Origin of the sequence: Mycobacterium sp. 48b, from assembly GCF_048282725.1 — a bacterium.
Taxonomy (GTDB): Bacteria; Actinomycetota; Actinomycetes; order Mycobacteriales; family Mycobacteriaceae; genus Mycobacterium.
The window spans coordinates 2,878,083-2,889,464 of record NZ_JBLVUL010000001.1 but is presented as its reverse complement, the minus strand read 5'-3'; the positions used below and the strand labels follow the sequence as shown (position 1 = coordinate 2,889,464).

The window sequence follows — 11,382 nt, the reverse complement described above, 5'->3', positions numbered from 1 at the left end:
GCAGTCCCTTCCAGCATCTCTCATCATCGCGCAATCGCCCGGGACCTCGGCCGCAGCGGACTGAGCATCCGCACAGGTACCCTCGCAGCCATGAGGTGGGCATGACCGATTCACCACGCCGCGACGGGTCTGATCCGACCCAATCCTTCGGTAGCGGCTACCCCGTGGACTATCCAGATCCGGCGTACTCGAACCAGCCGCCGTATCAGGGTTCGTACCCGGCCGTACCCCAAGCGGTGCCGCCGGCCGGTTCCTCGGTACCCAACCCCACCCAACAGCTGCCGCCCTACCCTCCCTACGGATACGACCCCAACGCAACCGGCCAGCCGCCGGGCGGCCCGATTCCGCCGCCGGGTGCACCCACCCCGCCGGAGCCTGACAACGGTGAGCCCCGACTGTGGCTGTGGATCCTGGCTGCGGTGGCGATCCTGGTGGTCCTGGGACTGGTCATCGCGCTGGTGATCGCCAACGGGTCAAGCCAGGAGACCGTTGTCGCACCTCAACCGGTCACCCCGCAGCCCGGCTTCACCACGTCGCCGACGGCGCCGACGACCACCTCACGCGCACCAAGGCCGATCCCGCCGCCCACCGCCACCTCGCCGACGGAGACCACACCCGGGCCCACCGAGACCGTCACCTACGAGGTCACCGGCGAGGGCAGGGCGATCAACATCACCTATCTGGACACCGGCAACATGCTGCAGACCGAGTTCAACGTCCCGCTGCCGTGGAGCAAGCAGGTCGAGCTCGCCGCACCGGCCACCGAAACCGCGAGCGTGAGCGTCGTGAACTTCGGCCCTGATGTCGCGTGCACCGTGACCGTCGACGGTGTGCAGACCCAACATCGCACCGGGTCGGGCATCACCATCTGCGTCGGTACTCCCTGACCCGACGGGTCAGGGAGTCGTTACGGCGGGGCCGGGTTGCCTCGCGGGCACGCGTACGGCGAGCATGCCCGCGAGTCCCACGACCAGCACCAGCACCAGACCGCCCATCCCGGCGCGGTCGGCGCCGAAGAAGTCGATGAAGGTGAAGAACAGCCACGGGGCCAGGAACGAGGCTGCGCGTCCCACGGTCGTGTAGAGCCCGAACGCCACGCCTTCCTTGCCGTCGGCGGTGATCCGCAGCATCAAGTTGCGGGCCGCGGACAGCGTGGGCCCGATGAACAGGCACAGCAGCAGGCCGCACACCCAGAAGGCCACCGGCCCCGACAGGACCAGCAGGGCCAACCCCACCGCGATCAGGCAGACCAGCGATCCGACGATGACCGGCTTGGAACCCACCCGGTCGTCGAGCAGGCCACCGGTGACCGCTCCGACCGCCGCGATCACGCAGGCGCTGATCCCGAACAACAGCACGTCGGCCTGGGAGATGCCGTAGACGTTGACACCCAGCACGGCGCCGAACGCGAAGACCCCGGCCAACCCGTCGCGGAACACCGCGCTCGCCACCAGGTAGTAGACGACGTTGTGGTCGCGTTGCCATTCACCCCGGATCTCGGTCCACAACTTGCGGTAGGCCCCGAGGAAGCCGATGCGGTCGACCGGCCCGACTGCCGGCACGCGCGGAACCATCACGAAGATCGGCAAGGCGAACAACACGAACCAGACCGCCGTGAGCAACATGACCGCCCGTACGTTCTGCCCGTCGGCGGCCGGAATGCCCAGCAGCCCACGGGTATCCCCGTCTCCGGCGATGAACCCGACGTAGGCCAGCAGCAACAGCACCACACTGCCGGCATAGCCCAGCCCCAGGCCGAGGCCCGAGATCCGGCCGGACGTGTCGGGAGTGGACAGCTGCCGCAACATGGCGTTGTACGGCACCGTGGCCAGCTCGTTGCAGGCGGCGGTGCACGCCAGCAGCACCAGGCCGGGCATCAGGTAGCGGTGGTCGTCACGGATCAGACTCATCGATGCGGTGAACACGACAGCCGCCCCGGTCATCACGGCCAGCACCCGGCGCCGCCGGTGTGGGGCGTCGACCCAGATGCCGGTGACGGGGGCCAGCAGGGCCACCACGAGACCCGCGACGGTCATCGCCCGGCCCAGCCAACTGGCCGGCGTGGTGTCCCCGGGCAGGTCCGCACCGACGCTGCCGGTCAGGTACACCGAGAACACGAAGGTGACGACGATGGCGTTGAGACCCGTCGCGCCGCAGTCCCACAATGCCCACGCGAGCACCCTCGCCCGCCCTGGGTTCATCATGCCCGCCACCTTATGGCCTTCCGCTCCTCTTAGGATTGGCCGCATGCCCGTACCCGCACCCAGTCCGGATGCCCGTGCCGTCGTCACCGGCGCCTCGCAGAACATCGGCGAAGCGTTGGCCACCGAACTCGCTGCCCGCGGCCACCACCTGATCATCACCGCGCGACGCGAGGACGTACTCACGTCACTCGCGCAGCGTCTCACCGAGCGCTACGGGGTGACCGTCGAAGTCCGCGCCGTCGACCTCGCCGACCCCACGGCCCGTGGCGTCCTGTGTGACGAGCTCGCCCAGCGCGAGATCTCGATCCTGTGCGCCAACGCGGGCACCGCGACCTTCGGACCGGTCATCGACCTCGACCCGGCCGGCGAGAAGGCCCAGGTTCAGCTGAACGTTCTCGGTGTCCACGATCTGGTACTGGCGGTGTTGCCCGGAATGGTCAAGCGCGGCTCCGGCGGCATCCTGACCTCCGGTTCGGCGGCGGGCAATTCACCGATCCCCAACAACGCCACCTACGCGGCGACCAAGGCGTTCGCCAACACGTTCAGCGAGTCGCTGCGCGGCGAGCTCAAGGGTGCGGGCGTGCACGTCACGGTGCTGGCTCCCGGCCCCGTGCGCACCGACCTGCCCGACGAGTCCGAGCAGTCCCTGGTCGAACGTCTGATCCCCGACTTCCTGTGGATCTCAACCGAATACACCGCCAAGCTGTCGCTGGACGGCCTGGAGAAGAACAAGATGCGCGTGGTGCCCGGTGTGACGTCCAAGGCCATGTCGATGGCCAGTGGCTACGCGCCGCGCGCCATCGTCACCCCGATCGTCGGCGCCGTGTACAAGAAGCTCGGCGGCGGTTAATTTCCGCTCAGCGGCGGCTTGCTCGCGCCGTTTTCTACACCAGGGCAGTTGCCGCGCAGGCATCGCGACCCCCAGGTAGAAAGCGGCGCCGAGGAAGCCCAGATCAGCGGCTCCAGCCTGATTCGCCGCTCAGCGGCTCCAGCCTGATTCGCCGCTCAGCGGCGGCGGCCCGTCCCGAAGATGCTGCGGGTGATCTCACGGCCCAGGACGGTGCCCGCCGAGCGCATGGCGCTCTTGAACGCCGAGCTCTTGAGCACCTGCTCGAGCACCCCCGGCTCTTGCGGCTGCGCCGGGGCCGGCATCGCCTCGATCTCACCCGAGGCCTCAACCCCGCCGAAGCCGCCCGGATCGTCGGCGCTCGGCGGCGGGGCCAGCTTGGCGGCCAGCCGCTCATAGGCTGAATCCCGGTCCACGGTCTGGCCGTAGGTCGCCTGCAGCGGGCTGGCCTTGGCGGCCGCGGTGATCGCGTCATTACCGATCGTGTCCATCAACGACCGCGGGGCCCGCATCCGGGTCCAGGCCACCGGTGTCGGTGCACCCTTCTCGGACAGCACGGTGACCACCGCCTCACCGATACCCAGCGAGGTCAGCGCCTTCTCCAGGTCGTAGACGTCGGTCTTCGGGTAGGTGCGGACGGTCTTCGACAGGGCCTTCTGATCATCCGGGGTGAAGGCGCGCAACGCATGCTGCACCCGCGCACCCAGCTGCGAGAGCACCTCGTTGGGCACATCGGTGGGCAACTGGGTGCAGAAGAACACGCCGACCCCCTTGGAGCGGATCAGCTTGACGGTCTGCTCGACCTGCTCCAGGAACGCCTTGGACGCGTCGGCGAACAACAGGTGCGCCTCGTCGAAGATGAAGACCAGCTTGGGCTTGTCGACGTCGCCGACCTCGGGCAGCGTCGTGAACAGGTCGGCCAGCACCCACATCAGGAATGTGGAGAACATCACCGGCCGCGCGGCCTGCGAGCCCAGCTCGAGCAGGCTGATGATGCCGCGGCCCTGCGCATCGGTGCGCAGCAGATCCTTGGGTTCGAGCTCGGGCTCGCCGAAGAACGAATCGGCGCCCTCGGCCTCCAGGTTGACCAGTGCCCGCAGGATGACGCCCGCTGTCGTGGTCGACACCGCACCCAGGGCCTTGAGTTCAGGCTTGCCCTCATCGCTGGTCAGGAACTGGATCACCGACCGCAGATCCTTGATGTCCAGCAGCGGCAGACCCTTCTGGTCGGCCCAATGGAAGATCAGGCCGAGGGTGGACTCCTGAGTTGCATTGAGTCCCAACACCTTCGACAGCAGGATCGGGCCGAAACTGGTGATGGTGGCGCGCACGGGGACCCCGATGCCCTCGGTGCCCAGCGACAGGAACTCCACCGGGAAGGCGGTCGGCGCCCAGCTGTCTCCGGTGTCCTTGGCGCGCTGTTCGGTCTTCTCGTTCGCCTCACCGGGCCTCGACAGCCCCGACAGATCGCCCTTCACGTCGGCCATCACCACCGGGACGCCCGCCGCCGACAACTGCTCGGCGATCACCTGCAGCGTCTTGGTCTTACCGGTACCCGTGGCACCCGCGATCAACCCGTGCCGGTTGACCGTGGCCAACGGGATGCGGACCTGCGCGGTCGGATCGACGGATCCGTCGACGACAACGGTGCCAAGCTCCAACGCCTGGCCTTCGACTGCGTAACCCGCAGCGATCTGCTGCGCGGGGGTGGCTGTCGATTCGGTGGTCATGCCGCGGTCCTCCCAGTTTTCGCGAACGAGCCAATCGGGGTCTGACACTACTTGCCGGGCGGCGCGCGCGGTGGGTGTGACGGCTCCTTGTCACGTGTAGGAATACTGTGGATCTTCGTGCGAGACGAACTGGTATGGATCGACTGCGAGATGACCGGCCTGGACCTCAAGTCCGATCGCCTGATCGAGATTGCGGTTCTGGTCACCGACGCTGACCTGAACATCCTCGGTGACGGCCTGGACGTGGTCATTCACACCGACGACGAGGCGCTGTCGTCCATGGTCGACGTGGTCAAACAGATGCACACCCGGTCAGGGCTGATCGAGGAAGTGCGACTGTCGACCGTCGATGTGGCCACCGCCGAGGAGATGGTGCTCGATTACATCCGCGGCCACGTCAAGACCGCCAAGGCCGCTCCCCTGGCCGGTAACTCGATCGCCACCGACCGCGGCTTCATCGCCCGCGACATGCCCAAACTCGACGATTACCTGCACTACCGGATGATCGACGTCAGCTCGATCAAGGAGCTGTGCCGGCGCTGGTACCCCCGGATCTACTTCGGCCAGCCGGAAAAGGGTCTCGCACACCGCGCCCTGGCCGACATCCACGAGTCGATCCGCGAACTCAAGTACTACCGCTCCACCGCGTTCGTCGCCCAGCCCGGGCCGTCTACCAGCGATATTGCCGCGATCGCGGCCGAGCTCGGCCCACCGAAGGACGACGCGCCAGAAACCGATTCGGCTGTAGAGCACCCGAGCAGTTAGTATCTACGAGCCGCATATGCCGAAAGGCAGCGCGGCGATGGTGGCTGTAGTTCAGTTGGTAGAGCACCAGGTTGTGATCCTGGCTGTCGCGGGTTCGAGTCCCGTCAGCCACCCCGATATCGGGAACGCCGTCTGCGCAAGCAGACGGCGTTCCTGTTTTCTGGGCGGGTTCGCTCACTCCTTCGAGTTCGGATCCCAGGTAGACGGCAACAGCGGCGACGTCGGACCGGTACCGAACTCGGCACTGTCCAATGCCGTCAGTCCTGTCGTCGTCGCATCAGCCTTGTTCCGGACGCCGGAGAAGCCCAGTGGCCCCGCACCGCGATCCGACACCGTCGGCGGCGCCTCCGGTGCTGCGCTTGCCCGCCCGTCGGCCTCGATGTCCATGTATTCGTTGCCGTGGCCCCTGTCCCGCACCGCGGCTCGTCGCCGGCGACGAGCCCGCGCCTCGCGGGCCTGTGCGCCGGCCGCGGCCGCGGCCGTGTCGGGCTCTGAGGCCTTCCCCTTGGCGGTGGTCGCGGATCTGGCCCGCGCCGCAGCGGGGACAGCGACGCCGGGCGAGCCGATCAGGTACGGCGGGAAGAACCCCGGCCCGCCGCCGGGAACGGCCGACGGCGCCGGGGCGGAGGCGACCGTTGCGGTCGCCGACGCCCCGGTTGACGGAGCCGCGGGGGCCGAAGAGGCGGGCGCGGCCGACGGGCTTCCGGGCACAGTCGGCGTTGCCCCGGCGGCAGGCCACGATCCGGGTTCGACACCGGCCGGAATCTCGGCGACAACGGGTGCAGGCGGCTGTATCGCGGCCAGACCCGCGATCGCCCAGCCCAGGTTCGCGGTCACGATGCTCAGAGCCGGCTGAATCAGCGCCGGGGACAACTGGACGACGACCTGCAGCAGCTGGGCCGCATGGAAAGCCATGTCGGCCAACACCATCGGCAGGTTGGTCAGCAGGGCTGCGGGGTCGTTGAGCAGGTTGTCGATCAGTAGCTGGATGTTCTCGATCTGCTCATGCCCGACTTCCAGCCACCATCGCGGGTCGAGTGGGCTCAAGTCTCCGTGGCCATGATCGTCGTCGTGATCGTGGTCGTGGTCGTGATCATGGTCGTGATCGTGGTCGTCGTCGTGTTCGTCGTGTTCGTCGTGTTCGTGCTCGTTGTGCAGGATCCGCGGCGCTACCGGGGCGGTCGGGGTGGATGCCACCGCAGCCTCCGACACCCCTTGATAGCCCTCCATCGTGACGGCTGCCTGGATCCACATCCGCACGTAGTCCGCCTCGTTCACTGCGATCGGAATGGTGTTGATGCCAAAGAAGTTGGTGGACACCAGGACTGCATTCGTCGCATGGTTGGCGGCCAACGCGACCAGGGTCGGCATCACCGCCAACGCGCTGGCGTAGGCCGCGGCCGCCGTTTCGTGCCGAGCGGCGATCGCCGCACTGTCCGTGCTCATCTGGTACAACCACGCCAGATACGGAAGATGCGCGGCGACATACTGCTCGGCGCTCGGCCCCTGCCACGCACCCGCCTGCACCCCTCCGAGCACCAGTGCGAGTTCTTCTGCAACAGCGGCGTATTCAACGCTCAGCGACGACCACGCGCCGGCGGCGGCCAACATCGCGCCCGGCCCGGGACCGCTACTCAGCAACGTGGAATGCACCTCCGGCGGCGAGGCCATCCATACCGCGGCCATAGAACCCTCCTTGCAGACCAGCTACCCGAAGCGTCCAAGTTATTGATTATGATTGTCGTTATCAATCAATCCATCGGAAACTCATAGGAAGCCGCGCCGGGAATGGCGAGATCTGGCGAGCGGAGCGTTCTCGGGCGTCCTGCGTCGCGAGGTGCACGCAGCGCAGGCATGCCGGATGAACCAAAAGCCTTGCGATCGAACGGCCCTCACGGCATTGGAGGATCGCAGCGGCCGCAGCCACCGGCCGCCGGGATGGAAAGGCGGACTATTCCGCCGCGTCGGCCCGCCGGCGAATCCGCGGGGCCAGCTGCACGATCTCGGGCACGACGGTGGGATTCGCGTACGCGGTGGTCACCAGCGACAGCAGGGTGTTGGCGACGTCGCGCAGGGCTGACATCCGGGCGGGCAGGGCGCCCTGCGCCACCCACGTCTTGACCAATTGGTCCAGCAAATCGCGGTCGGCGCCCCGCAGGATCTCGGTGTCATCGGTGGGACCGACACCGACCCGAATCAGCGACAGCTCGGGATGCTCGATGCGCCAGGAGTGCAGGATCTCGTCGAGAGCGGCCTTGCTTGCGCTGTACGCCGCCACACCGGCGCGCGGCCGGCCCACGTCATAACTCGACGCCACCAGGACCACGCCATTCTCGGCCAGTCGGGGCGCCGCGGCGCGCAACACGTTGTTGGCACCGACGGTGTTGACGCTGAACGCGTGCAACCAGGTGGCCACATCGGTGTCCTCGATGTAGGCGAACGGGATCACCGTACTGGTGAACACCACGGCGTCCAGACCGCCCAAGGCGTCGGCCGCCGCGTTGACCACGCGGTTGATCGCCGCGGAATCCTCGACGTCGAGCTCGAAGGCGTGCCCGCCTGTCGCCTCTGCCAGGGAATTCAGCAGATCGATGCGCCGGGCGGCCACGGCGACCTTGGCGCCGCGCTCGGTGGCACTGATCGCAACAGCGTGGCCGATGCCCGACGAGGCACCGACGACGAGGAGACGCAGTCCGGCTGCATCGGCTCGCTGACCGCTCATTCTCGATCAACCCTCCATGGTTCATCTCAAGGTGTTAGGTCACCCTTCGCTCGTCGGACATTACCGGGTGCGATGAGTTTCGACCGCGCGGTGGGTCCACTTGATAGACCGATTTTCACCGAACAGCGATCGGGAGCCCTCCATGACGACAGGAAAACCTCCGATAGTCGACCAGCAGACCTGGCGCGCCGCGCTCGACGACGTACGCCGTCGAGAAAAGGCCGCCACCCGGGAATTGGACGCGATCGCAGCGGAACGACGGCGGCTGCCGATGGTGGAGCTGCCGGACTACACGCTGATCGGCGCGGACGGCCCGGTGCGCCTGGCCGACGTCTTCGATGGACGTACCCAGCTGATCACTTACCACCACATGTGGACCGACGGTGCGGAATGGCAGTGTGGCGGCTGCACGGGCTTCACGTCGCAGTTCACCCGACTGGACTTCCTGGACAACTACGACGCCCGCTTCGTCATCGTCACCAACGGACCCATCGAGGAAGCGCTGGCCTATCGCGACAAGGTCGGCAACCGGATGGACTGGTACTCGTCCTCGGAGAGTTCCTTCGGCGCCGACGTCGACGCCGCGCCGGGCGGCGGCTTCGCGGTCAACGTGTTCCTCCGCGACGGTGAGTCCGTGTACCGCACCTGGCACACCAACGGCCGTGGCACCGAACAGCTCAGCCACTCCTTCGCCCTGATCGACCTGCTGCCCTACGGCCGGCAGGAGGAATGGCAGGACTCCCCCGACGGCTGGCCCCAACGGCCGGCCTACTCGGGCTGGCTCGACAGCCCTGACATCGCCCACCTGTATGGAAAGAACTCCCTGTGACCACATCGACCGATCAGCAGCGCTACGTCGTCACCCGCACCGTCTCCGCCTCCCCTGCCCGGGTGTTCGCCGTCCTGGCCGACCCGGCCCGGCATTGCGACACCGAGCCCGGCGACTGGGTGCGCGACGCGATCGACCCCGAACCGATCACCGGGACCGGCCAGATCTTCGCAGTCAACATGTTCCTACCGGCGGCCGGCGGTCACTACGTCATGCACAACCTGGTGACCGAGTTCGATCAGGACCGGACCATCGCCTGGTTGCCCGGCCAACTCGACGAGCAGGGCCACCATGCGCCCGGTGGCTGGTGGTGGCGGTACGACCTGGCCCCCAACGGGGACCAGACCGACGTCACCCTCACCTACGACTGGACCGACACCCCGCAGAGCTTCCGGGACCAGATCGGCGGGATGCCCCCGTTCGGGACCGAATTCCTCGATGAATCGCTTGCGGCACTGGACCGTTCATCAAAATAGTCAGGCCGGCACCTGGTCCAGGAACCCGAGCACGGTCTGTATCCGCCCTTCAGGATCGGTGGACAGCACGTCGAATCCGACCACCACCGGCTCGCCGTCGCGCGGACCGAGTCCCCACTGGAAACGCGCCTGCCGATGATGGCCGTCCGGCCCGCTGACGAGTGTGAACACGTAGCCCGGGAACTGGGCCTGCACGGCCTCGATGGCGCCGGAGATACCGTCGTGACCGCTCACCTGAGCCAGCGGATCGGTGTAGGTGACGCCCTGCGCCCAATGCTGTTCCAGCAGCGCCCGCCGCTCGGCGGTATCGGTGGCATTCCAGGTGGACAGGTATGCGGTGACGGTGTCGTCGAACTCGGCCATATCGCCTCTTTCGCGGTAATCAACTGGGACTCAGCCAGATTCACCGATCTGAGACGCGTTGTCGATTACCGCCCAGGTAATCGGGCGGAGCCGAATCAGGTACTGGCGTTGCCGGTGCGCCACTGTTCCCAGGGAATGTTCCAGTCCCCGAGGCCCTCGGTGCCCGGCAACACCGAGCCCACGGTGTTGACCACCTCGACGATGTCACCGCGCTTGGTGTTCTCGTAGAACCAACGGGCGTTGGCGGTACTGACGTTGAGGCAGCCGTGGCTGACGTTGCTGTAGCCCTGGCTGCCGACCGACCAGGGCGCTCCGTGCACATAGATGCCGCTGTAGGACATCTGCGTCGCGAAGTCGACCTCGGTGCGATAACCGTTGGGCGAGTTGACCGGTACCCCGTAGGTCGACGAATCCATCACGAGGTGGTCGAAGCGTTCACCGATGATGTAGACGCCGTTGTTGGTGGGAGAACTGTTCTTGCCCATCGAGATCGGCATGGCCTTGACGACCTCGCCATTGCGCCGGATGGTCAATGTCTTGGTGTTGTCGTCGGCGGACGCGATCACCTCGTCGCCCACCGTGAAATGGGTGGACACGTCGCCCTGGCCGAACAATCCGTCGCCCAACGCGACGCCGTAGGTGTTGACGGTCACGTCCACCGAGGTGCCGGGCTTCCAGTACTTGGCTGGGCGCCAACGCACTTCGCGGTTGTTGAGCCAGTAGAAGGCGCCCTCGACCGGCGGATTGGTCTTGACCGTGATGGCACGCTGGGCGGCCACCCGGTCGGTGATGTTCTCGTCGAAGCGGACGGCGATGGGCTGACCCACCCCGACCACCTCCCCGTCGTTGGGCAGGACGTAGGGCATCGTCAGGTTGGCCGGGGAGTGTGTCTCGAACCGCAGCCGGCGGTTGGCGACTCCGCCGAGCCCCAGCGACTGCGCATTGAGGGTGTACTGCTCGTTGTAGTCGAGCGGGTCGGTCGTCGACCACGTCAGCCCGTCTGCGCTGAACTTGCCCGCGATGCTGGTGCCGTCCTCGTTGGTCATGGTGACCCCGCCGAGCACACCGTTCTCCGCGCTCACCGTGACCGGGGCGTCGACGGTTACGCCGACTGCACCATCGGTCACCGAAGCGTTGACCCTGGGAACCAGCAAGTCGCCGTAAGGAGTGCCCTTGTCGGTGATCACCGGCGGCGGCCCTTGCGGATCTTCGCCACCACACGCCGTCAGGCCCAACATCATCGCCGGCACCATGGCAACCACAGCTCGCCGGAGCACACCCCGATACGGACGGGTCAGCGTCTGGGCCTGCCCCATGTTGGTCCTACCCCTCGCACGGTCGATGCAAATCTTGGCAATAGTCTAAGGGTTCCGGCCGGACAGAGCCGACTCGAACCTGGCTCCAAGCCCGCCACCAGCGGATTTCACTGTTGAGTGAAACTCCTGT

At 66.9% G+C, this 11,382-nt stretch carries 11 protein-coding genes and 1 tRNA gene; 6 read left to right on the top strand and 6 right to left on the bottom strand.

What is annotated here, in order from left to right; genetic code table 11:
• The first annotated feature begins 101 nt into the window (after nucleotides 1–101).
• On the top strand, nucleotides 102–887 hold the full coding sequence (locus ACNQR1_RS14130; protein ID WP_418046852.1) for an MmpS family transport accessory protein: 786 nt from the start codon (nucleotides 102–104) through the stop codon (nucleotides 885–887).
• Between the two features lie 9 nt (nucleotides 888–896).
• On the opposite strand, the gene ACNQR1_RS14125 is transcribed toward ACNQR1_RS14130, so the two are convergent.
• Nucleotides 897–2,204 (bottom strand): MFS transporter, encoded by a 1,308-nt coding sequence (locus ACNQR1_RS14125; RefSeq protein ID WP_418046851.1) that lies wholly within the window; start codon nucleotides 2,202–2,204, stop codon nucleotides 897–899.
• A 43-nt stretch (nucleotides 2,205–2,247) separates the two neighbouring features.
• On the opposite strand from ACNQR1_RS14125, the gene cmrA reads away from it, so the two are divergent.
• Complete coding sequence (gene cmrA / locus ACNQR1_RS14120; protein ID WP_418046850.1) at nucleotides 2,248–3,054, top strand: mycolate reductase; 807 nt, start codon at nucleotides 2,248–2,250, stop codon at nucleotides 3,052–3,054.
• 155 nt (nucleotides 3,055–3,209) lie between these two features.
• On the opposite strand, the gene ACNQR1_RS14115 is transcribed toward cmrA, so the two are convergent.
• Entirely contained in the window at nucleotides 3,210–4,781 is a 1,572-nt protein-coding gene (locus tag ACNQR1_RS14115; RefSeq protein ID WP_418046849.1) for a helicase HerA-like domain-containing protein, read from the bottom strand.
• 117 nt (nucleotides 4,782–4,898) lie between these two features.
• Here ACNQR1_RS14115 and orn point away from each other — a divergent pair, with 117 nt between their 5' ends.
• A complete protein-coding gene (orn, locus tag ACNQR1_RS14110) occupies nucleotides 4,899–5,546 on the top strand; it encodes an oligoribonuclease (RefSeq protein WP_418046848.1) in 648 nt (215 codons plus the stop codon).
• Nucleotides 5,547–5,586: 40 nt separating this feature from the next.
• Nucleotides 5,587–5,659: transfer RNA gene (locus ACNQR1_RS14105), tRNA-His, on the top strand.
• A gap of 61 nt (nucleotides 5,660–5,720) precedes the next feature.
• Here the strand turns inward: ACNQR1_RS14105 and ACNQR1_RS14100 are convergent.
• Nucleotides 5,721–7,232, bottom strand: a complete 1,512-nt coding sequence (locus ACNQR1_RS14100) for a PPE family protein (protein WP_418046847.1) — start codon at nucleotides 7,230–7,232, stop codon at nucleotides 5,721–5,723.
• A 265-nt stretch (nucleotides 7,233–7,497) separates the two neighbouring features.
• Nucleotides 7,498–8,268 (bottom strand): SDR family oxidoreductase, encoded by a 771-nt coding sequence (locus tag ACNQR1_RS14095; protein ID WP_418046846.1) that lies wholly within the window; start codon nucleotides 8,266–8,268, stop codon nucleotides 7,498–7,500.
• 142 nt (nucleotides 8,269–8,410) lie between these two features.
• Between ACNQR1_RS14095 and ACNQR1_RS14090 the strand changes: the two genes are divergently transcribed.
• Complete coding sequence (locus tag ACNQR1_RS14090; protein WP_418046845.1) at nucleotides 8,411–9,097, top strand: DUF899 domain-containing protein; 687 nt, start codon at nucleotides 8,411–8,413, stop codon at nucleotides 9,095–9,097.
• The gene (locus tag ACNQR1_RS14085; protein WP_418046844.1) at nucleotides 9,094–9,573 is read left to right on the top strand and encodes an ATPase; all 480 of its coding nucleotides are present in this window, start codon (nucleotides 9,094–9,096) and stop codon (nucleotides 9,571–9,573) included. The genes ACNQR1_RS14090 and ACNQR1_RS14085 overlap by 4 nt, the downstream gene beginning before the upstream one ends.
• Here the strand turns inward: ACNQR1_RS14085 and ACNQR1_RS14080 are convergent, their stop codons facing one another.
• A complete protein-coding gene (locus ACNQR1_RS14080) occupies nucleotides 9,574–9,936 on the bottom strand; it encodes a nuclear transport factor 2 family protein (protein WP_418046843.1) in 363 nt (120 codons plus the stop codon).
• Between the two features lie 95 nt (nucleotides 9,937–10,031).
• Entirely contained in the window at nucleotides 10,032–11,252 is a 1,221-nt protein-coding gene (locus ACNQR1_RS14075) for a L,D-transpeptidase (protein WP_418046842.1), read from the bottom strand.
• Nucleotides 11,253–11,382: the final 130 nt, after the last annotated feature.

What these genes read in the sequence shown, in the direction of transcription:
- ACNQR1_RS14125 (WP_418046851.1), bottom strand. Translation starts at nt 2,204, where the DNA reads ATGATGAACCCAGGGCGGGCGAGGGTGCTCGCGTGGGCATTGTGGGAC.
- ACNQR1_RS14090 (WP_418046845.1), top strand. Translation starts at nt 8,411, where the DNA reads ATGACGACAGGAAAACCTCCGATAGTCGACCAGCAGACCTGGCGCGCC.
- ACNQR1_RS14095 (WP_418046846.1), bottom strand. Translation starts at nt 8,268, where the DNA reads ATGAGCGGTCAGCGAGCCGATGCAGCCGGACTGCGTCTCCTCGTCGTC.
- cmrA (WP_418046850.1), top strand. Translation starts at nt 2,248, where the DNA reads ATGCCCGTACCCGCACCCAGTCCGGATGCCCGTGCCGTCGTCACCGGC.
- ACNQR1_RS14130 (WP_418046852.1), top strand. Translation starts at nt 102, where the DNA reads ATGACCGATTCACCACGCCGCGACGGGTCTGATCCGACCCAATCCTTC.
- ACNQR1_RS14075 (WP_418046842.1), bottom strand. Translation starts at nt 11,252, where the DNA reads ATGGGGCAGGCCCAGACGCTGACCCGTCCGTATCGGGGTGTGCTCCGG.
- ACNQR1_RS14100 (WP_418046847.1), bottom strand. Translation starts at nt 7,232, where the DNA reads ATGGCCGCGGTATGGATGGCCTCGCCGCCGGAGGTGCATTCCACGTTG.
- ACNQR1_RS14080 (WP_418046843.1), bottom strand. Translation starts at nt 9,936, where the DNA reads ATGGCCGAGTTCGACGACACCGTCACCGCATACCTGTCCACCTGGAAT.
- ACNQR1_RS14115 (WP_418046849.1), bottom strand. Translation starts at nt 4,781, where the DNA reads ATGACCACCGAATCGACAGCCACCCCCGCGCAGCAGATCGCTGCGGGT.